The following is a 21,832-nucleotide window of genomic DNA, read 5'->3' as shown; positions in this document are numbered from 1 at the left end:
GAGACTTTTAATGTTTAAAGATATTAAGATGTTATTCACTTAACGTTTCCGTTTTTGTATCATCTTCTGGTATTACTAAACTGGTTTCAAAATCTGGTAGTACCATATTTAATAATGCTTTGTTTTTGATTTGTTTAGCTTCAATAAAGTACCAAAATTTAGCTTCATCGTTATAAATTCCTAATAAATAACTTTTAGATTTAATACGCATGTTGCTCATTTTCATTTGATTAAAATTTTCAACAACACATCTGTATTGATCTTGTTCAAAGACTACTTCTGACACATCAATGACATCTGCTTTTTCAAAAACAAATCCTTCAGATTTCATTTGATCAAAAGTTTGTTCTATTAATTTAATACCAGCTTCTTCTCCACCCATTAATTCTATTACTTTTGGTAGAGTATGTTTAAAAACTGTTTTATAATCTTCACTTAAAGTCGCTTTACTGGTGATTGTAGCATCACGTAAAGCTTCTTTTTTTGTTTGACCAAAGGTTACGGAAACCGTTAGTAATAATACTATTATAAGTTTATTCATCTTCGTTTCTTCTTTCTTCAGCTTTATTTAATTTAGCTTGTTTCATGGCTTCACCAATCTCATTACTAGCAGAAAAACTAGCAACCATATCGTTTAACATGTTACTTCCTGCTTGAGGCGAGTTTGGTAATAATATTAAGTTACTGTTAGTTTCTCCACCAATAGCCTGTAATGTATCATAATGTTGAGTTACTACTATTAATGCTGAGGCCTCTTGACTGTTAATTCCAACACGATTTAAAACATCTACAGACTCTTCTAAACCTCTTGCAATCTCACGTCTTTGATCTGCGATACCTTGACCTTGTAAACGCTTACTTTCTGCTTCTGCTTTTGCTTTTTCAACAATTAAAATACGTGCAGCATCTCCTTCAAATTGTGCAGCAGTTTTTTCTCTATCTGCAGCATTAATACGGTTCATGGCTGCTTTTACTTGTGCATCTGGATCTATATCTGTTACTAATGTTTTAATAATATCAAAACCGTATTCTGACATAGCATCATTTAATTCGGTTTTTACAGCAATTGCAATATCATCTTTTTTAACAAATACATCGTCTAATTTCATTTTTGGTACCTCTGCACGTACAACATCAAATACGTAACTTGTAATTTGCTCATGTGGATAATCTAATTTATAAAAAGCATCGTAAACTTTTTGACTAATCACACGATATTGTACAGATACCTTTAGTCTAACAAATACATCATCTAGGGTTTTTGTTTCTATAATGACATCTAATTGTTGTATTTTAAGACTTAATCTACCTGCTATTTTATCAACAATAGGAATTTTTAAATGAAGTCCAGATTGACGTATACTATGGAATTTACCAAAACGTTCTATAATTACAGCGGTTTGTTGTTTGACAACAAAAAAAGCTGAAATTAATACAATCAAAACAATGACTATAAAAGGGATAAAAGAATAATTACTCATAAATAATGGATTTAATGGTTATACTATGGTTACTAAATTAAGTTATATTTGTTCACAAACGACTTAATTTATTATGAAAAAACTTCAATACACTCTATTAGTAGCTCTAACTATAGGTTTTGTTACAAAAAATTTTGCACAGCATAGTAGATATGTCATAAAAAATGGATTTTCTATTGGTGGAGGAATTACCCAATTTGATATTATTACAGATAATTTTGAAACTAAAAAAGGAGAGGGTTGGATTGGTAATATGACTGCTACTGTAGAGATACCACACAAATGGTATAATTTAAGTTATGGTATGCAATTATCCGAAAATACTATAAGTACAACAGGTTTTGACGTACCATTGTCTAGTATTGCTCAAGATATAGAATATAAAATTTTTACAGCTCAATTGCAATTTTTATGGCATGCTAAACCATTTAAAACGTCACATTTTACCATTGATTTTGGTCCAATGTTGCAATATAATAGTGATTTAGAATTAAGTGACGATGAACAAGAAAATTTTATTCTTGCAGATTTTGATACTGTACAAGCTAATGCTGTTAAAGATTTAAATAATTTTAATGTTAATGGATCTATTGGAGCCACTTTAGGTATAGGTTTTTTTAAGGTAAGAGCACAATATATTTATGGTTTTACAAATATTTTAGGTGCTTTAAACGACTCTGAATTTAATCAAGTTTTAGGTAGAGATTTTAAAGGTAACCAAAGTATGTTTGCTTTTACTGGTATGATTACTTTTTAAGTTATAAAAAATATAAAACAATAAAAAAGCCATCTAATTTAGATGGCTTTTTTTATAATTATAAGGTGTCTATTAGTTTTTTAATACGTTTAATACTTTCGTTTTTACCAATCATAAACATAATATCAAAAACATCAGGTCCTTGTAAAGCACCAACTAAAGCTAAACGCAATGGCATCATGACTTTACCAAAGCCAATCTCGTTTGATGTAATCCAACCCTTTACCTCTTTTTGAAGCGTTTCTACTTCAAAATCTGTAATATTTGATACAATGCCTAATACGTCTGTCATTATTGTTTTAGTATCGTCTTTAAAAGCTTTTTTAGAGGCTTTTTCATCGTAACTTTCTGGTGCTACAAAAAAGTAGCTACTTAAATTCCAAAAGTCATTGACAAAGGTTGCACGCTCTTTAACTAAACCTACTACTAATGCTATATAATTAACATCAATAGTGGCTAATTGCTCATGGTTTTTCTGAAAAGCAATAGCTAAATCTTCATTAGACTGTTCTTGCATATAATGGTGATTAAACCATTTAATTTTGTCTGGATCAAAACGTGCTCCTGCTTTATTAACTCGGTCTAAATCAAAAGCAGCAATTAGTTCTTCTAAAGTAAACATTTCTTGTTCTGTACCAGGATTCCAACCTAAAAAGGCTAAAAAGTTTACTACTGCTTCTGCAAAATAACCTTCTTCTTTGTATCCTTTAGCTATATCTCCAAATTCTGGATTCCATTCTAATGGAAATACAGGAAACCCTAATTTATCTCCATCACGTTTACTTAATTTACCTTTTCCTGTAGGTTTTAAAATTAATGGTAAGTGTGCAAATTGTGGAGCTTCCCAACCAAATGCTGTGTATAATTGGTAGTGTAATGCTAAACTTGGTAACCACTCTTCACCACGAATTACATGAGAGATTTCCATTAAATGATCATCTACAATATTAGCTAAGTGATACGTTGGCATACCATCTGACTTAAATAAAACTTTATCATCTAATATGTTAGTATCTATTTTAATATCACCACGAATGATATCTTTTAAATGCAATGTTTGGTCTTGAGGACTTTTAAATCTAATGACATAATCATCTCCAGCATCTAATTTAGCTTTTACTTCAGCTTCTGTTAAGGATAAAGAGTTGCTTAATTTTAAGCGGTTATGCCAATTATAGATAAATGTTTTTCCTTTAGACTCATGATCTGTTCTGTGGTAATTTAACTCTTCAGAGGTATCAAAAGCATAATAAGCATTTCCGCTAGCAACTAATTGATCTGCATATTCTTTATAAAGTGCTTTACGTTCTGATTGTCTGTAAGGTCCAAATTTTTCGTTTTTACCTGGTCCTTCATCAAAAGGAATATTACACCAATTAAGTGCTTCAATTATATAGTCTTCTGCACCTTCAATGTAACGATTTTGGTCTGTATCTTCAATACGTAACACAAATGTTCCGTTATGCTTTTTAGCAAATAAATAGTTAAAAAGGGCTGTTCTAACGCCTCCAATATGTAAAGGTCCTGTTGGACTTGGTGCAAAACGCACTCTAACTTGTTTTGACATGGTGTTTTAAATATATAATAACTTAATAATGATGTGTTTAAATCTTAAATAATGCTTCGTTTTAAACGTGTTTTAAGATCTTTTTAGCAAAGATAGAATGACTAAGACAAACAACAAAGAAATAGCCAATAACAATTAATTTGGCTGGCTTTTTTTCCGTGAAAGCGATATCCTTTAACATTAACTTATAACGCAATATATTTAAGTGTAAAAATAAAACTGTATTTTAGTCTGTTAAATAGCGTTTTACTTGAATAATTTTAATAACATACAGCATAAATTAGAGCAATTTATTAGAAAATATTACACTAATGAGTTAATAAAAGGTGCCATTCTTTTTTTTAGTATTGGATTGCTTTATTTTATTTTCACCCTATTAATAGAACACTTTTTGTGGCTAAATAGCACTGCTAGAACCATTTTGTTTTGGCTATTTATTATTGTAGAGTTAGCTCTTTTTGTAAAATTTATAGCTTTACCATTAGCTAAGTTATTTAAACTTAAAAAGGGTATTGACTATAAGAAAGCTTCTGTAATTATTGGTAATCATTTTACTGAGGTAAATGATAAATTACTTAATGTGTTACAATTAAAGGAAGATAGTAATGCCTCAGAGTTACTACTTGCTAGTATTGATCAAAAGGCGGAAGAACTTAATCCTATTCCGTTTAAATTAGCGGTTAATTTTAAACAGAATGTCAAGTATCTAAAATATGCAGCTTTACCACTTTTAATAGTGTTTATTTTTGTAGTATCTGGAAAGTTTAATTGGTTTAGTGATAGTTACAATCGTGTGGTTAATTATCAAACAGCTTATGAGCCTCCTGCACCTTTTCAGTTTTTTGTTTTAAACGAAAACCTACAGACTAACCAAAACCAAACATTTAGGTTAATTGCTACTACTGAAGGTCAAGTTTTACCTCAAGACGCACAAATTACTTATAACAAGCAAACGTACTATTTACAGCAACACCAAGCTGGTACTTTTGAATATGTTTTTGAACAGCCTAAAGAAGATATCACCTTTAATTTAACAGCCAATGGTATCACTTCTAAACCTTACACTTTAAAAGTTTTGCAAGTGCCAACATTATTAGGTTTTAATATGGTTTTGGACTATCCAAATTATACTAATAAACGTAATCAAACCGTAAAAGGTATAGGTAATGCAATGGTACCACAAGGGACTAAAATAACATGGCAGCTTAATACTAAAGCAACAACAGAAGTAGCTTTAATTGGACGTGATACTATAGCTTTTAAAAGCGAAAAATCTGGTATTTTTGAAGCTTCTAAACAATTGTATAACAGTTTTGATTATAACATAAGTACTAGTAATAATAACCTTAAAAATTACGAGAACTTAGCGTATAGTATTCAGGTTATTAAAGATCAATATCCAGAGCTTACAATCGAATCTAAAACGGATAGTTTGGATCTGCAAACCCTTTATTTTAAAGGACAAGTGAGTGATGATTATGGTCTAAATAAATTACAATTAGTGTATTATCCTAGTGGTAATGCAACGGAAAAGAATACAGTTAATATTCCTGTTTCTAAATCTAATTTTGATCAGTTTTTAAGCAGCTTTCCAAACATACTTTCAGTTGAAGATGGTGTTGCCTACGATTTGTACTTTGAAGTCTTTGATAATGATGCTGTAAATAAAAATAAAAGTACAAAAAGTAATGTATTTACTTACCGAAAGCGCACCAAAGATGAAGAAGAAAAAAAACAACTTCAAGAACAAAATAAAACAATTCAAGATTTAAATAAATCTTTAGAAAAATTTGATAAGCAACAACAAGAGCTTCAGGAATTGTCTAAAACTCAAAAAGAAAAATCAGAATTAAATTTTAATGATAAAAAGAAATTTGAAAACTTCCTAAAAAGACAGAAAGAGCAAGAACAAATGATGAAACAGTTTAATAAAAAGTTGAAAGACAATTTAGAGCAGTTTCAAAATGAAAATAAAGAAAAAGATCAATTTAAAGAAGATTTAAAAGAACGTCTTAAAGATAATGAAGAGCAACTTAAACAAGACGAAAAATTACTTGAAGAATTACAAAAACTTAGAGAGAAACTTAGTAAAGAAGAATTTTCTGAAAAATTAGACAATTTAGCTAAAAAAGCAAAAAGCCAAAAACGAAGTCTACAGCAATTAGTAGAACTTACTAAACGTTATTACGTCACTAAAAAAATGGAAAAAATTAGTAAAGATCTTGATACACTTGCTAAAGAACAAGATAAACTAGCTAATTCTGATCCCAAAGAGAACTCTAAAGAGAAGCAAGATGAGTTAAATAAAAAGTTTGAAGATTTGCAAAAGCAAATGAATGACTTAGAAAAAGATAATCAGGATTTAAAAAATCCAATGGATTTTCCTAGAAATAAAAATACTGAAGATAATATAAAACAAGACCAACAAGATGCATCCAAAGATCTTCAAGATAAGCAAGAGTCTCAAGACTCAGAACAACAAAAGTCAAAACAACAATCCGCTAAACAAAAACAAAAAAGTGCTGCTCAAAAAATGAAGCAAATGAGTATGAGTATGCAAACGCAAATGTCTGGAGCAGCTCAAGACCAGTTAGAAGAAGATATCGTGATGTTGCGTCAAATATTAGATAACTTAGTTATATTTTCAATGGATGAAGAAGCGTTAATGAATCGTTTTAAGGGTATTGAAATTAATCATAGTGAGTACGCAACTTATTTAAAAAAACAAAAAGAATTACGTACACATTTTGAACATGTAGATGATAGTTTATTTGCAATATCATTACGTCAGCCTAAATTTTCAGAAGATATTAATCGCGAGATTAATGAAGTATATTTTAATGTAGATAAAGCCTTGGCTGAATTTTCTGAAAACAGAATTTATCAAGGTGTATCCTCACAGCAATACGCATTAACCTCTGCTAATAATTTAGCCGATTTTTTAAGTGGTGCTCTAGATAATATGCAAAATCAATTGGGTATGCCAATGCCTGGTCAAGGAGAAGGTGGTATGCCAATGCCTGATATTATTATTAGCCAAGAAGCTCTAGCTAAACAAATGGAACAAGCTATGAAAAAAGGTAAAGAGGGAAAAAAAGGCGAAGATGGTGAGAAGGGTGAATCTGGTGAGAAAGGTGAAGCTGGTGTTAAAGGTAAACAAGGCGATAAAGGACAAAATGGTGAGCAAGGTGAAAATGGAGAAGGAGGGAAGCAAGGTCAAGAAGGTAGCCAAGGTAAAAATGGCCAAGGTAAAAATGGTCAAGGTCAAAATAAAGGAGAAGGTCAAGGAGGTTCTCAAAATGGGCAAGACGGATTTAGTGAAGATGTAAATGGTCAATTATTTAAAATCTATCAAGAACAACAAATGTTACGTCAAGCCTTAGAGCAACGTTTAGATAAAGAAGGTTTAGGTCAAAATAGTGACGCTAGACAATTATTAAAAGATATGGAGCAAATTGAAATGGATTTAATTAATAAAGGCTTCACTAACCAAACGCTTTCTAAAATGATGAATATTCAGCACCAACTTTTAAAAGTAGAAAATGCAGTCTTGCAACAGGGTGAAGAACAAAAGCGTCAATCTAAAACAAATACTAAGCAATTTAAAAATACAACCACAAATCCAGAGGACAGAGCTAAACAATATTTTAACACCACAGAAATATTGAATAAGCAAACCTTACCTTTGCAACAAATTTATAAACAGAAAGCACAAGAGTACTTTAAACAACAAAATGATTAATTTTAACTACGAAACCGATTTTAAGCTTCTTGATGACGCTAAAATTTCTAATTGGATATCAAGTATCATAATTAAAGAAAAATGTAAAGAAGACGAGATAAACTATGTGTTTTGTGACGACGATTATTTGCATAAATTAAATGTACAGTTCTTGGATCACGATACTTTAACAGATGTTATAAGTTTTGATTACAGTGTAGGTAAAAAGCTACAAGGTGATATTTTTATTTCTATTGAAAGAGTTAAGGATAATGCTAAAGATTTTAATGTTGAATTTGAATCAGAATTACATCGTGTTATTATTCATGGAATTTTACACTACTGTGGCTACAAAGATAAAACCGAAGCTGATGCTTCTGAAATGAGACTTAAAGAAAATGAAGCTTTAGCAATACTTAAAGCAATGTAATTGTTTGTTGTATATTTGCACGCTTAAATTTTTTAAGTCACAAAACGTTCCACGTGGAACAATTAAATAAATAAAAATTAAATAGTGTCTAGTTTTTAAAAAATTAATCTATCCATTATTTAAATAAATTAAAATTATGTTTAACGAAGTTTACGATGTAATAGTTGTTGGAGCTGGACATGCAGGAAGTGAAGCAGCAGCATCTGCAGCTAATATGGGAAGCAAGACTTTGCTTATTACCATGAATTTGCAAAACATTGCACAGATGTCTTGTAACCCTGCAATGGGCGGAATTGCAAAAGGACAAATTGTAAGAGAGATTGATGCGCTTGGAGGTTACTCAGGAATTGTGAGTGACACGTCTGCTATTCAATTTAAAATGCTGAATAAATCTAAAGGACCTGCAATGTGGAGTCCAAGAGTTCAAAGTGACAGAATGCGTTTTGCTGAAGATTGGAGATTGCTATTAGAGCAAACTAAAAATTTAGATTTCTATCAAGAAATGGTTTCTGGTTTAATTGTTGAAAACGGAAAAGTTTGTGGTGTTACAACATCACTTGGTGTGAAGATAAAATCTAAAACTGTTGTTTTAACTAACGGAACTTTTTTAAATGGATTAATTCATATTGGAGATAAAAATTTTGGAGGAGGTAGAGCAGGAGAAAGAGCTGCAACTGGAATTACAGAACAGCTTGTGAATTTAGGTTTTGAATCTGGTAGAATGAAAACTGGAACACCTCCAAGAGTTGATGGACGATCTTTAGATTTTTCAAAAATGGTAGAACAACCAGGTGATGTTAATCCTGAAAAGTTTTCTTATTTAGATACTACAAAACCGTTAACACAACAACGGTCTTGTCATATGTCTTACACGAGTAATAAAGTGCATGATTTGTTGAGAGAAGGTTTTGATCGTTCCCCAATGTTTAATGGTCGAATTAAAAGTTTGGGTCCAAGATATTGTCCTTCTATTGAAGATAAAATAAATCGTTTTGCAGATAAAGACAGGCATCAATTATTTGTTGAACCTGAAGGTTGGGATACTGTTGAATATTACATAAATGGTTTCTCAACTTCCCTACCTGAAGATGTCCAATTTAAAGCTTTAAGTTCTGTGGCTGGTTTTGAAAACGTGAAATTTTTTAGACCTGGTTATGCAATAGAATATGATTATTTTCCACCTACACAATTAAAGCATACACTAGAAACTAAATTAGTTGATGGGTTGTATTTTGCTGGTCAAATAAATGGAACAACAGGATATGAAGAAGCTGCCTCTCAAGGTTTGATGGCTGGTATAAATGCAGCTTTAAAAGTGCAAGAGCGTGATCCATTTATATTAAAAAGAGACGAAGCTTATATAGGTGTTTTAGTGGATGATTTAATTACTAAAGGTACAGAAGAGCCTTATCGTATGTTTACGTCTAGAGCAGAGTATAGGACTCTGTTACGTCAAGATAATGCAGATATTCGATTAACTCCAAAAGGTTATGATTTAGGCTTAGCTTCTGAAAAACGTCTTAAAAGAATGGAGCAGAAGCATCAGTCTGCTGAGCAGTTTGTGCAGTTTTTTAGAGATACTAGTGTTACTCCAAAAGAGATAAATCCAGTCTTAGAAGCTAAGAATTCAGCTGCTATTAGACAGCAGGATAAGATGTTTAAAATGTTTGCTAGACCTAATATTGGTATCGAAGATATGAAGAAAATAGCATCGGTTTCTGAGTATATAAATGGTAATAATTTGGATCGTGAGGTTATTGAACAGACCGAAATTCAGGTTAAATATTCAGGCTATATTGCTAAAGAAAAAAGTAATGCTGACAAGTTATCTAGGTTAGAAAATATAAAAATTCCAGCTAATTTTGACTACTCAAAACTGCAATCTATGAGTCTTGAAGCAAGAGAAAAATTAAACAAAATACAACCTGTTACCATATCTCAAGCATCAAGAATTAGTGGAGTTTCTCCATCAGATATTTCTGTTTTGCTTGTCTATATGGGACGATAATTTTATTAAAAAAGGGCTAACGTTCCACGTGGAACGTTAGCCCTTTTTTTTGTTTTATAGTTAAATTTAACTATAAAACGCCTTCTATTTGTATCTGATTTTACTGTTTTGTTTTATTGAAATAAGTTTAAAATATATATTAATTATAAAGATTTTTATGTTTAAATGGAGTGTAAAAGTGATAAGTATTTTAAGCTTTTTAACTCTAATTTATATGTTTTTTTTAAACGGAAAGTAGACTTTATATTGATAAAAATCTAGTCTCTTGAAGTTGTTTATAATTAATTTATGAGCATAAATACAGGTTGAAATAATATTATTTTTAGAATTAAAAAGATTTTTAAAAGTGGTTTTGCTATTCTTTTTTTTATTATATATTTAATGTTTTGCTTTAAAAAATAGATTGTTTATTCTATTTGTTATTATTAAAATAAGTAAAAAAAGAGTGGGATAGAGGTTGTTTTTATATAATTTTAATGGAAAACTAAAACGATTTTATGACGTTTTTTCATTACAAAAATATGTAAAAAGAAGTCTTTTTATCTTATTTATAATTCTGTTTTTATATGATATATGTTACATAAAAACTAGTATTTTAAACTTGATTATTACAAAATAGATACTAATTTTGGTTTTTAAATTAAGATTAAGAGTATTGATTTTAGAATATTAATTAAAAAAACAGAGCTGTTTTTTAATAGACTAAACTCAAATTAAGTACAAATAGTTCAATAAATATTAATTTAAACAGAATTAAATAGATGCTTTTTAAAGAGGTATTCTAATAGAAAATATTAAAAATGAGTAATACAATCAATCAAAATATGTTCATTGAAGTTAAAGATTATTCTGTTTCTGGGGAAGTTTTTCAGTTAATACAGAATGAATCTTATGGGTTTTTAGAGACAATTCCTAAGCCATCTATTGCTAAATTACCTGAATATTATCAAACAGAAGACTATATTTCTCATACGGATTCTAAACGAAATTTGTTTGAAAAAGTATATCATAGTATCAGAGAAGTGTCTTTAAAACGTAAATTAAAGCTAATAAATTCGTTTAAAACTGATCAAAAAAACCTTTTAGATTTTGGTTGTGGTACAGGAGATTTTTTAAAATCTGCGTTAAATAACGGATGGAATGTGTCAGGAATAGAACCAAACTCAGAGGCTAGGAGTATAGCAAATAGTAAAACTAAACAGTCTGTTTTGGATTCTGAAGGCATTAAAACGTATAAAAAACATAGTTTTGATGTTATTACTTTATGGCATGTTTTAGAACACATACCTAATTTAGAGTCTCAAATTAGTATTTTAAAAGACTTACTTAAGCCAAATGGTGTATTAATAATTGCAGTTCCTAACTATAAAAGTTACGATGCAAACCATTATAAACAGTTTTGGGCAGCTTATGATGTACCAAGACATTTGTGGCATTTCGATAAAAAATCTATTTCTAAACTGTTTTCATCTATAAATATGACTGTACAAAATATAAAACCAATGGTTTTTGATTCGTATTATGTTAGCCTTTTATCTGAAAAATATAAAAAAGGAAGTATGAATTTGTTTAGCGCATTTTGGACTGGTTTTAGGTCAAATGCTAAAGCAAAGCGTTCTGGAGAGTATTCTTCACTCATTTATGTGCTAAAAAACAACAAATAATTAAAATAAGAATTGTTGTTAATGGATTTTGTGTGTAAACGCATAATCACATTAGCTTTTTTTAAAAGTCGCTTAAAAAGCTTTATTTGAGGTCAATTTTGATAAGATTTTTTTATAATCTCAATATTTGGCTATAAGATTTTCTTATTTGAGCTAAAATCTACCAATTATTTAAAATTGATTTGTTTTATTATTTACATTTGCTCGAATTAAAAAATAATCAAAATGAAAAAAATAATTGGATTAGTAATTGTGTCTTTAGTTTTTACATCGTGTCAAAAACAAAAAATAGCTTTTATTGATAATGGAGAAGTAATTAATAAGATTCAAGAAAAAGTAGATTTAGAAGCAAGTTATAAATCTACTCTTGATAAATTTAATACCAAAAGAGATAGCTTAGGAAAAGCATTTCAAATGGAAGCTCAAAAGTTTCAAATAGAAGCTCAAAGTATGTCTGCTAAAAAAGCACAAGCTAAATATGATGAGTTAGGTCAAAAGCAACAATTATTACAACAACAACTTCAGTATGAGCAACAACAAATTTCTGAACCATTTCAAAAAGACATGGATTCATTAATTAGTAAAGTGAAAAAATATGTAAGCAATTATGGTAAAACTAATGGTTACGATTACATTTTAGGTACAAGTGAAGCTGGACCATCTGTATTATTTGGTAAAGAAGAATTTGATTTATCAAAAACTATTATTGAAGGTTTAGATACTGAGTATAAAAAATAAGATTTTTATCCTATTAAAAAAGGCGATTAACATAAGTTAGTCGCCTTTTTTTTATCAGTCCTTTTAGTTTAAGAAACAACATTTATATTGTTTAATAAATTTTATATCTACGGTTATACTGAGGTAATTGGTAACAATGTATTAAGTAAAAATGTTATGATGTCATACAATGACAATTTATTAACGAGCGTTGATATTGACATAGTTTATTCTGATATAGCTGATGATATTTCAACGTTTTTATTAAATTTAGCTTGATTAAAATCAACAAATAATAACACTAGAATAGTAAATACAGTATTATTTTGGTCTATTACTGATAGTTATATAAAGAGAAATAGGAGAGAGGAGAACGCATAATATTAAACCCAAGACGAAAGACAACGTAACAGATCTACAATTTATAATGTTAAACTTAAGCTTCTTGATGATAAATATTAAAATATAAACGAAAAACTCTTGCTAGATAGAGCAAAGATTATGTTTTTGCTTAAAATACTGTTTATGATTGTTATTACAATATTAAATAATGCTTCAAATATTAATTGTAATTTAACTCTAGCCAATCTTAATGGTTTACAGGCTTTTGTTTTAAGGTGGTAATCTTACTGGTTGGATATATCGTTTTAGAAGTGGGTTGAAGTATTAAGTTTTGATAATTATAAAATGTCTAAACCATTAAAAACTAAGTACATCTATTTTCATAATTGTTTTGGAAGGGACTCGATTTTAGAAGGTAATGAATATAAATTTCTAATGCTAAACTTGAAAAATTTTGGAAATTTAGCTCAAAAATATGATCTGAAAACAACTTTTTTCTAGCTGATTGACCTCTTCTAAATTAGATAATCACCTGCGTTTTTCTGTTAGTGATTATACTTTAGGTTTTGATATTACTCCCTCTAATTTCTCAAAAATATAGACGCATTTATAATTAACGAAACAGAAAAATTTAATTTAGGTAACAATAAGGATAGTTTTTATTGCTTTTCGTACTGAAATAAGTGAATTATTTTTTGATGAAATTTTAAAAAAAGCCACCTAAAAATATTGTCGTTTTTGTATTTTAATATGTGAAAAAAAATATTAAAAAATCAGTAAATTATTGATCTGAATTCAAGAACTAAAACAGCTAAAAATCTATATAAAATATTAATATTTTAGTTGGGAATAGTAATTATATAATTTTTGAAATTAGCAATCAAGTAATTGAAAATCAAATAATTATATTTGATAAATCAAAAGAACTGTGTTATATTTATGTGTTTCTCTCCAATAATTTTATGATGCTTACACGCAAAACAAAACCTTAATGACAAAAGATCATTTTTAAAAAAACAGGTTTTTAAAGTAAATATGAAACCTTGTTAAAATTACTTTAAAAGGTATAAAGTCATAATAGTTGGTATAAAATAGATCACAATTGTACGTGCTCCATCATAGTCTTTAGCAACACGTTGGCCAAATAATAATAATAACAAGGTTATAGCGCTTAAAATAGCCGAATAAAAGCCATAAACTGTATTACCATCAATAAGTATGGTTGCTATACCTAAAAGTGCTAAAATGCCTGCAATAGTTTCAATTATTAATATGATTGATAAGTTAAAAGGAACCATGTTGGCCATAAAAGTTTCAGAAAAATGTTCTTTTAACCAACTTACGTTTCCTTTCCAGTCTAAAACTTTGTCTACTCCTGATTGTAAAAATGTAATTGCTAAAAATAATAGTAAAATGATTTCAGTAATATTGTTTAATAAATTAGCCACGTTTTGAAGTTTTATTTATAAAAATTTATAGCGTTTGGTACTACATTTACATGGATTGCTCCAGGTTGTAGTTGTTCTCCATCTGCTTGAAAATGAGGTGTTATATTGTTAAAGTCTATACTTAATTTATCGGTTTTATAAGTCGTTACTTTATCCAAATCTAGTATTTTTCCGTTATATAATTTTAGTGCATTAAAGAGTATTGTTCTTTTTGAAAAATTAACTCCAATCGAAATATCCAAAAGTCCATCTTGTGGTTTGGCCTCTTTGGTTAATTGCATACCAGATCCTGTGTACTTACAAATACCTAATTGTATAATAAAGCAATCGTTATATGTTGTAGAGGTTGATTTTGTGGTAATTGTGGTCTCAAAAAGTTTAAATCTGAATAATGCTTTTAATGCTCCAATAGCATAGGTAAGCATACCTAAAGTACGTTTTGATTTTACAATATCTACAACCAATCCATCATAGCCAATACCAGCAACATTTATAAAATAGTTGTTGGGTAAATTGTTATTATGATAGCTAATACAACCAATATCTTGAGTTGTTGTACTACCATCTATAATGGTTTGTAAAGCTTTATTAGTGTTTTTTGAAATTGAATATGTTTTAATCCAATCATTACCAGTACCAATTGGTATTATACCAAAAGTAATCTCTTTTGTATCAACTGTTTTTTGGTTAAACACACCATCAATAAAATTACTTAAAGTACCATCTCCTCCAATAATAATAAATTGTCTAAACCCTTTGCTTACAGCTTGTTTAGCAATTTGTGTTTCATGTTTAGGATAGTCTGTAAACTGATAATTAATAGTAAAGTTATCTTCTAATTTTAGCTTGATGTTTTGCCATACTTTTACACCTTGTCTATTTCCAGAAACAGGGTTTATTATGACAAAAAAATGCGGTTTTGAGGTGTTGTTACTCCTTTTTTGCATGAAGTAATCGTGTCAATTTTATACTAAGATCCGTAAGTATAATTTTAGAATTTCCATTACGTTCAATGTGGTAAATGGCATCATTTAATTCGTTAGAAATATCTAAAATATTGTTATTATGTACAAAAGGAGCAAACTTTGAAAGATCAAAATTTTCAGTTTTAGTTTCAAAATAGACTAATTCTGAAGCTCCATAATTTAGTAACATAGCTTGTCTAAAAAAGTCTAAACAAAAGTTTAAAAATTGTTTTTGAGTTTCTCTTCCTGTTTTAGCAATATCTTCACTCCATCCAATCAAATCATGAATAGCTCCTTTGTTTCCTTTTGCTTTAAAAGCAGCACGAATCCAAAAAATAAACCATTTTTCAAATTGATCGTCTTCACTATCGTGATACACCAAATCACAAGCTTTATTATAGTTTCCGTCGGCTTGGTGCGCAATTTTTGTTGCTGTAGTTTCGTCTAAATTAAACTGTTTAATAATACCAGCTTTTATATCATCTTCAGCTAAAGGTGGAAAATGTAGTATTTGACAACGGGATCTAATAGTATTTATAATTTGCTCTTCATCTTCAGCAATTAGTAAAAAAACAGTATTATTTGGTGGTTCTTCAATTAGTTTTAATAGCTTATTTGCAGCTTGGGTATTCATTTTTTCAGCCATCCAAATAAGCATGACTTTATAACCGCCTTCATAGGATTTTAGACTTAAGACTTTAACAATATCCAAAGCTTCGTCCACACCAATTTGACCTTGTTTATTGTCTACACCAAGTAAACGATACCAATCAAATAAATTACCATAAGGTTGCTCTTTTAACAACTTTCTCCATTCTTCCAAAAACTGAGAGGATACTGGGTGTCTTTTAATCTTATCTGTAGTCGTAACGGGAAAAGCAAAATGTAAATCAGGATGAGATAAATTATCAAACTTTACATTACACGCTTGGTTACCATTGGTGTTTTCTCCAGATGTATTTTTACACAATATATATTGCGCATATGCAATAGCCATTGGTAAGGTACCAGAACCTTCAGGACCAATAAATAGTTGAGCATGAGGTATGCGTCCATGATCTGCACTTGTAGTCAAGTGTTTTTTAATGTGATTTAATCCTAAAATATTACTAAAAAGCATAGGCAAATATAGTTTTCTTGATAATTAAAAACTATTTTTATTTAAGATTGATTTTGTGGTACAAATTTATAGTATCGCACTATTTGTATATATTTGAAGAATATTAACGGTTTTAAATTTTAAAATGAAAAGGGTTTTAGGGTTACTATTTTGTGTAATAGGTTTAAGTCCTGTTAATGGACAACAAACTACTCAAAAAGATAGCTTGTTTACTGACGGTGTTGCTTTTAAAGCCCAAAACGAATTTTATATTTTTGGAGACGTTGTTGTTATTGGTAATAATATATTAAGTGATGACGATAAAGATGCATTTAATAATATGTTAGTCAATAATGATGACACTAAAATGCGTTATGTAGATATAGATAGGAATACCGAAACTTTTAACTCTAGTCAAGCCACATTAAAATTACCAAATAATTTTAAAAAAATTGCTTACGCAGGATTATATTGGACTGCAACGTATGCCTACGAAAAAGGGTCGCGTAAAGAGCAAAAAGGAAATTATATTTATAAAGGAAATGGTGAGCGATCTGAAATTATCAACCAAGTAAAATTTAAGCTACCCAATCAAACTTATCAAGATATTAAAGGAGAAGTTATTTATGATGGAGCTTCAAATAAGACTCATGCTATCAACTCACCTTATGTGTGTTATGCCAATGTCACAAATGTATTAAAACAATCCGATCAAGTCCCAGGAGATTATATTGTAGCCAATATAAAAGCTACAGAAGGTTATTTATCTGGAGGAAGTGCTGGTGGATGGATGTTATACGTTATATATCAGGCACCAACAGATAACCCTAAATATATTTCTACTTATCATGGTTTTGCTTTAATTAATAAAGAAGAACCTTTAGATATTAATTTTAATAATTTTAAATCTGTCGAAAAAGGAGACGTAAAAACCAAAGTCGTTTTATCTGCCTTAGAAGGTGATGCAGCTTTAGAAGGAGACCAATTTGCTATTATAAAACAACAGGATGGAAGTTTTCAATCCTTAAGTAATGGTGCGCGTTACCAACAAAACTTTTTTAATAGTTCAATAACTAATAATAGCATTAAAAACAGAGATAGATATCCAAATAGTGAAAACACTCTTGGATTTGATATTGCAACCTTAGATATTCCTAATTACAATAACTCTATAATTAACAACAGTACTAGTCAAACAACCTTGAGACTAAAAACGCAATCGGATAGATTTTATCTTTATTTTACAGCCTTTCAGACAGAAATTGCACAAACCTATTTTGACGATATTGTCCAAGAAAACAATCCAAATGCTAGTAAAAACGCATCTGTATCACCAGAAATTGTCAGATCACAACCAGAATCTAATCCAAGTTATAATACCAAAAAGAAACGTAAGCCATATAAATACAATAAACGCGGACTTAGCTCTAAAGCGTTTAAATACTTGAAAAATAAAAAATCTACTATAATTTCAGGTATTGAAGGTGGTTATTACGTCGTAACAGGTGTGTTTTCTGAAGCAATTTTAGCAGGAAAATGGACCTCAAATTTAATAAAAAAAGGCTTCAAAGCTAATGCTTTTATAAATCCAAAAAACAGTTGGAATTACGTGTATTTATTACGTAGTGATTCTGCTGAAGAAGCCTTTAATTATGCAGAAGATTTAAAAATTAATTACAGATATAGAGACACTTGGGTGTTAAAAGCAAACCTAGACTAAACACATAAAAAGATAAAAATGAAAACACTAAACGACTTCAATTTTAAAAATAAAAAAGCATTAATCCGTGTAGACTTTAATGTACCATTAGACGCTAATTTTAATGTCACAGACGCTACCAGAATCCAAGCAGCAAAACCAACAATAATCAAGATTCTTGAAGATGGAGGAAGCTGTATTTTAATGTCACATTTAGGACGACCAAAAGGTGTTCAAGATGAGTTTTCATTACAACATATTGTAGATAAAGTAGAAGATGTTATTGGTGTCGAAACCACTTTTGTATCTAATTGTATTGGTGAAGAGGCGGAAGCAGCTGCAGCAAAGTTAGAACCAGGTAAAATTTTGATTTTAGAAAACTTACGTTTTCATGAAGAGGAGTCAAAAGGTGATGTCGCTTTCGCGGAAAAATTAGCCAAACTTGGAGATATTTACGTAAATGATGCTTTTGGTACAGCGCATAGGGCTCATGCATCAACAACTATTATCGCTCAGTTTTTTCCAGAAAATAAATGTTTTGGAAGCCTTTTAGAGCAAGAAATTAAAAGTATTGATAAAGTAATGAAAACTGGCGAAAAACCAGTATTAGCTGTTCTTGGAGGAGCAAAAGTATCTTCAAAAATTACAATTATCGAAAATATTTTAGATAAAGTAGACCATTTAATCATAGGTGGAGGTATGACTTTTACCTTCATAAAAGCACAAGGTGGTAGTGTTGGAGATTCTATTTGTGAAGACGATAAAATGGACTTAGCATTAGATATTTTAAAACAAGCCAAAGCTAAAAACGTTCAAATACATTTACCAGTAGATGTACTTGCAGCAAATGCATTTAGTAATGATGCAGATACGCAAGTTATAGACGTTACTAAAATACCAGATGGATGGCAAGGTTTAGATGCTGGACCAAAGTCAAAAGCGATGTTTCATGATGTGGTAATGCAGTGTAAAACTATTCTTTGGAATGGACCTTTGGGTGTTTTTGAAATGGAAACATTTGCAAACGGAACCATTGAGTTAGGAAACTCGATTGCAGAGGCTACTAAAAACGGAGCGTTTTCATTAGTCGGAGGAGGAGACTCTGTTGCAGCTGTTAAACAATTTGGTTTTGAGCATAAAGTAAGCTACGTAAGTACAGGTGGAGGAGCAATGTTAGAAAGCCTTGAAGGTAAAACTTTACCAGGTATTGCTGCTATATTAGAATAATAGACCGCTTTAACACGTTATTTTTATATAAACAAGACATAAATGCAGCAGATAAAAACATATATAATTTTCTTTTTACTCTGTATAGTGGCTACTATTGGGTATTCTCAAGACACTATACAACAACAAACAAGACTTAAACAGGACCAGCTAGAAGAAGGTCAGGATTATGTAATCGATACGATTATTGATGGTCAAACTTATTTTAAAAAAGCCATAAAAGCTGTTCAAACAGTAGACTTATCAAAAGGTTTACAAGATCACGAATTTGCAGCTAAGATTGATAAAGAATGGTTGGATGAGCTGTATAGTAACACATTATTTGATACAATATACAGAGACGTTTCTAATTTAAAATATAAAGCAGTTTATTATCCAGAGTTAACTACAGACACATTAAAAGCAAGGTTACAGCGCTTAAATGCTAGAACTCCTTTTAATGTCGAGTATAATCCTGGTTTAGAAAATGTTATTAAATCATTTTTAAAAAATCGTCATCAATCTTTTGAGCGTTTAATGGGATTAAGTAACTATTACTTTCCAATGTTTGAACGCGAGTTAGATAATTATGACATTCCTTTAGAAATGAAATATCTAGCAATTGTAGAGTCAGCCCTAAAACCACGTGCTAGATCTAGAGTAGGAGCAACTGGTTTATGGCAATTTATGTTTGCTACAGGTAAAGAATATGGACTAGATGTAAGTAGTTATGTAGATGAGCGTAGTGACCCTATTAAAGCAACTATAGCAGCTTCAAGATACTTATCTAAACTTTATAAATTATTTGGAGATTGGGACTTGGCTTTAGCAGCTTATAATTCTGGACCAGGTAATGTAAGTAAAGCCATTAGACGTTCTGGTGGATATAAAAATTACTGGAATATCAGACCAAATCTTCCACGTGAAACAGCAGGTTATGTTCCTGCTTTTTTAGCAACAATGTATATTTTTGAATATGCTAAAGAACATGGTTTTGTTCAACATAAACCAGAGTTTCATTTAATTGAAACAGATACTATCCACGTTAAACAAATGATTACTTTAGATCAAGTATCAGAGTACACAGGTGTTAAAATTGAAACACTTCAGTTTTTAAATCCAGCATACAAATTAGATATCATTCCTTTTATTAAAGGTAAAAATTACACCTTAAGATTACCACGTAATATTATTGGAGCTTTTGTTAATAACGAAGACCAATTGTATGCGCATGCTAAAGCAGAACTTGATAAGCGTGAAAAACCGTTACCTAAATTTCAAAATGCAGATGCAAAAACAAGATACAGAGTTAAGCAAGGTGATTATTTAGGAAAAATTGCCAGAAAATTTGGAGTTAGAGTCAGTCAAATTAAACAATGGAATGGCTTACGTAACAACAACCTTAAAATTGGTCAACGTTTAACAATTTATCCAAGAAACGGAGTGCCAGTTAGTAGATCTAAAGCAACAGCCTCAAATAATAAAAAGGCAAAAATGCTAAAAGGAAAAACCTATACAGTCCAACAAGGAGACAGTTTATGGAGTATTTCTCAAAAATTTGCAGGAGTTTCTATTCAAAATATTAAAGATTGGAACGATATTAGTGGTACTAGATTAAAACCAGGAATGAAGTTAATTATCTCAAAAGGATAAGTCGCTTTTTAAATAACATATTGAAATGAAAAAAATAGCTGTATTATTAGTATTAGTTGTAACATTTTTATCGTGCAATGAAGGATCAAAAAGCAACCAACGTATAGTCCCAAAATCATCAGGGAATTTATACAATGTTAATGTTGTTATTGATAATCAATTATGGAAAGGACAAGTTGGAGATGTGGTTAGAGACATTTTAACAACTGTAGTTCCAGGATTACCACAACAAGAACCAATGTTTGATATTAATCAAATTCCGCCTCAAGTATTTACAGGGTTTGCAACTCAAAACAGAATTGTTTTAAAAGTAGAATTAGGAGAACCGTCTGATATTAAAATAGCTAATAACCCATATGCAAAGCCTCAAAAATTAATAGTGGTAAAAGGTAAAGACAATGCAGATATTATCAAGGTTCTAAAAACGAATAAAGAAAAGATATTAGAAACCTTTAAAAACCAAGAAATAAAGGCGCGTCAAACATTAACTTTAAAATCACCACACGTTAATAATAATATTGAAAAAGTCTTAGGATTAACGCTTAAATTTCCTTCTGCTTATAGAGTAGCAAAAGAAGATGGTTCTTTTTTCTGGATTAGAAAAAATCTAACTACAGGTACCAATAACTTTATGGTTTATCCAATTCCGTTAGAGGCTATCAATAAAGAAGGTGATATTATACAACAGGTGATAAAAATTAGAGACAGCGTTGGTAAAAAGTACATTCCAGGACCAATTGAAGGTTCTTACATGAAAACTGAAGAAGCTTACACACCGTTTTTATTTAAAACAATAATAGATAATAAACCAGCATTTGAAGTAAGAAGTACTTGGGATATTGAAGGTACATACAACGCAGGACCATTTTTAAATTATTTAATAGAAGACAAAATCAATAACCGTTATATAGTTATTGAAGGCTTTACCTTTGCACCATCTGTTAATAAACGTGATTACGTATTAGAGTTAGAGTCTATTATTAAATCACTAAAAATAAATAAGTAACAACTTAAAACTTCAATTTAGGATATAAAAAAAACACACATGCAATGATTCATTGGTTTATAGTTAATT

The 21,832-nt window shown here is 29.9% G+C and carries 16 protein-coding genes; 10 read left to right on the top strand and 6 right to left on the bottom strand.

Annotated elements, in window-relative coordinates; all coding sequences use genetic code 11:
* Positions 1-31: 31 nt before the first annotated feature.
* Both ITB9_RS11270 and ITB9_RS11265 read right to left on the bottom strand, forming a co-directional pair.
* On the bottom strand, positions 32-541 hold the full coding sequence (locus tag ITB9_RS11270; protein ID WP_054852313.1) for a hypothetical protein: 510 nt from the start codon (positions 539-541) through the stop codon (positions 32-34).
* Positions 534-1,481, bottom strand: a complete 948-nt coding sequence (locus ITB9_RS11265) for an SPFH domain-containing protein (RefSeq protein WP_054852312.1) — start codon at positions 1,479-1,481, stop codon at positions 534-536. Before ITB9_RS11265 ends, ITB9_RS11270 begins: the two co-directional genes overlap by 8 nt.
* A gap of 73 nt (positions 1,482-1,554) precedes the next feature.
* Between ITB9_RS11265 and ITB9_RS11260 the strand changes: the two genes are divergently transcribed.
* Entirely contained in the window at positions 1,555-2,238 is a 684-nt protein-coding gene (locus ITB9_RS11260) for a hypothetical protein (RefSeq protein ID WP_028288858.1), read from the top strand.
* A gap of 58 nt (positions 2,239-2,296) precedes the next feature.
* On the opposite strand, the gene gltX is transcribed toward ITB9_RS11260, so the two are convergent.
* On the bottom strand, positions 2,297-3,805 hold the full coding sequence (gene gltX / locus ITB9_RS11255) for a glutamate--tRNA ligase (protein ID WP_054852311.1): 1,509 nt from the start codon (positions 3,803-3,805) through the stop codon (positions 2,297-2,299).
* A gap of 250 nt (positions 3,806-4,055) precedes the next feature.
* Between gltX and ITB9_RS11250 the strand changes: the two genes are divergently transcribed.
* The 5 genes from ITB9_RS11250 (at position 4,056) to ITB9_RS11230 (ending at position 12,366) form a co-directional block, all read left to right on the top strand.
* A complete protein-coding gene (locus tag ITB9_RS11250) occupies positions 4,056-7,547 on the top strand; it encodes a DUF4175 family protein (protein WP_054852310.1) in 3,492 nt (1,163 codons plus the stop codon).
* Positions 7,540-7,956: an rRNA maturation RNase YbeY gene (gene ybeY / locus ITB9_RS11245; protein ID WP_054852309.1), complete on the top strand. Its 417-nt coding sequence runs from the start codon at positions 7,540-7,542 to the stop codon at positions 7,954-7,956. The genes ITB9_RS11250 and ybeY overlap by 8 nt, the downstream gene beginning before the upstream one ends.
* 136 nt (positions 7,957-8,092) lie before the next feature.
* The gene (mnmG, locus tag ITB9_RS11240; protein WP_054852308.1) at positions 8,093-9,964 is read left to right on the top strand and encodes a tRNA uridine-5-carboxymethylaminomethyl(34) synthesis enzyme MnmG; all 1,872 of its coding nucleotides are present in this window, start codon (positions 8,093-8,095) and stop codon (positions 9,962-9,964) included.
* Positions 9,965-10,764: 800 nt separating this feature from the next.
* The gene (locus ITB9_RS11235) at positions 10,765-11,628 is read left to right on the top strand and encodes a class I SAM-dependent methyltransferase (RefSeq protein ID WP_054852307.1); all 864 of its coding nucleotides are present in this window, start codon (positions 10,765-10,767) and stop codon (positions 11,626-11,628) included.
* Positions 11,629-11,853: 225 nt separating this feature from the next.
* Positions 11,854-12,366 (top strand): OmpH family outer membrane protein, encoded by a 513-nt coding sequence (locus ITB9_RS11230; protein ID WP_054852306.1) that lies wholly within the window; start codon positions 11,854-11,856, stop codon positions 12,364-12,366.
* A gap of 1,373 nt (positions 12,367-13,739) precedes the next feature.
* Here the strand turns inward: ITB9_RS11230 and ITB9_RS11225 are convergent.
* Genes ITB9_RS11225 through ITB9_RS11215 form a run of 3 tightly spaced genes read right to left on the bottom strand, consistent with a single transcriptional unit; the run spans position 13,740 to position 16,220 of the window.
* The gene (locus ITB9_RS11225) at positions 13,740-14,135 is read right to left on the bottom strand and encodes a DoxX family membrane protein (RefSeq protein ID WP_054852305.1); all 396 of its coding nucleotides are present in this window, start codon (positions 14,133-14,135) and stop codon (positions 13,740-13,742) included.
* Positions 14,136-14,146: 11 nt separating this feature from the next.
* Positions 14,147-15,082: a diacylglycerol kinase family protein gene (locus ITB9_RS11220; RefSeq protein WP_054852304.1), complete on the bottom strand. Its 936-nt coding sequence runs from the start codon at positions 15,080-15,082 to the stop codon at positions 14,147-14,149.
* Positions 15,066-16,220, bottom strand: coding sequence for a DNA polymerase III subunit delta' (locus ITB9_RS11215; protein WP_054852303.1), 1,155 nt, complete (start codon positions 16,218-16,220; stop codon positions 15,066-15,068). Before ITB9_RS11215 ends, ITB9_RS11220 begins: the two co-directional genes overlap by 17 nt.
* Before the next feature lie 124 nt (positions 16,221-16,344).
* Here ITB9_RS11215 and ITB9_RS11210 point away from each other — a divergent pair, with 124 nt between their 5' ends.
* From ITB9_RS11210 to ITB9_RS11195, 4 genes are read left to right on the top strand one after another with little or no spacing between them, the layout of a single operon-like run.
* Positions 16,345-17,919: a hypothetical protein gene (locus ITB9_RS11210; RefSeq protein ID WP_054852302.1), complete on the top strand. Its 1,575-nt coding sequence runs from the start codon at positions 16,345-16,347 to the stop codon at positions 17,917-17,919.
* Between the two features lie 18 nt (positions 17,920-17,937).
* Positions 17,938-19,125, top strand: coding sequence for a phosphoglycerate kinase (gene pgk / locus ITB9_RS11205; protein WP_054852301.1), 1,188 nt, complete (start codon positions 17,938-17,940; stop codon positions 19,123-19,125).
* 42 nt (positions 19,126-19,167) lie between these two features.
* Positions 19,168-20,757: a lytic transglycosylase domain-containing protein gene (locus ITB9_RS11200; RefSeq protein ID WP_054852300.1), complete on the top strand. Its 1,590-nt coding sequence runs from the start codon at positions 19,168-19,170 to the stop codon at positions 20,755-20,757.
* Between the two features lie 25 nt (positions 20,758-20,782).
* Positions 20,783-21,763, top strand: coding sequence for a DUF4837 family protein (locus ITB9_RS11195; RefSeq protein WP_054852299.1), 981 nt, complete (start codon positions 20,783-20,785; stop codon positions 21,761-21,763).
* The last annotated feature ends 69 nt before the right edge of the window (positions 21,764-21,832 follow it).

Source organism: Olleya sp. ITB9, from assembly GCF_001315805.1.
Taxonomy (GTDB): domain Bacteria; phylum Bacteroidota; class Bacteroidia; order Flavobacteriales; family Flavobacteriaceae; genus Olleya; species Olleya sediminilitoris.
Note: the sequence above shows the minus strand (reverse complement) of the source record. Positions and strands in the feature narration are given on the sequence as shown.

Excerpts from the sequence above, each read along its gene's own strand:
- ITB9_RS11270 (WP_054852313.1), bottom strand. The coding sequence starts at position 541 with ATGAATAAACTTATAATAGTATTATTACTAACGGTTTCCGTAACCTTT.
- ITB9_RS11265 (WP_054852312.1), bottom strand. The coding sequence starts at position 1,481 with ATGAGTAATTATTCTTTTATCCCTTTTATAGTCATTGTTTTGATTGTA.
- ITB9_RS11260 (WP_028288858.1), top strand. The coding sequence starts at position 1,555 with ATGAAAAAACTTCAATACACTCTATTAGTAGCTCTAACTATAGGTTTT.
- gltX (WP_054852311.1), bottom strand. The coding sequence starts at position 3,805 with ATGTCAAAACAAGTTAGAGTGCGTTTTGCACCAAGTCCAACAGGACCT.
- ybeY (WP_054852309.1), top strand. The coding sequence starts at position 7,540 with ATGATTAATTTTAACTACGAAACCGATTTTAAGCTTCTTGATGACGCT.
- mnmG (WP_054852308.1), top strand. The coding sequence starts at position 8,093 with ATGTTTAACGAAGTTTACGATGTAATAGTTGTTGGAGCTGGACATGCA.
- ITB9_RS11235 (WP_054852307.1), top strand. The coding sequence starts at position 10,765 with ATGAGTAATACAATCAATCAAAATATGTTCATTGAAGTTAAAGATTAT.
- ITB9_RS11230 (WP_054852306.1), top strand. The coding sequence starts at position 11,854 with ATGAAAAAAATAATTGGATTAGTAATTGTGTCTTTAGTTTTTACATCG.
- ITB9_RS11220 (WP_054852304.1), bottom strand. The coding sequence starts at position 15,082 with ATGCAAAAAAGGAGTAACAACACCTCAAAACCGCATTTTTTTGTCATA.
- ITB9_RS11215 (WP_054852303.1), bottom strand. The coding sequence starts at position 16,220 with ATGCTTTTTAGTAATATTTTAGGATTAAATCACATTAAAAAACACTTG.
- ITB9_RS11210 (WP_054852302.1), top strand. The coding sequence starts at position 16,345 with ATGAAAAGGGTTTTAGGGTTACTATTTTGTGTAATAGGTTTAAGTCCT.
- pgk (WP_054852301.1), top strand. The coding sequence starts at position 17,938 with ATGAAAACACTAAACGACTTCAATTTTAAAAATAAAAAAGCATTAATC.
- ITB9_RS11200 (WP_054852300.1), top strand. The coding sequence starts at position 19,168 with ATGCAGCAGATAAAAACATATATAATTTTCTTTTTACTCTGTATAGTG.
- ITB9_RS11195 (WP_054852299.1), top strand. The coding sequence starts at position 20,783 with ATGAAAAAAATAGCTGTATTATTAGTATTAGTTGTAACATTTTTATCG.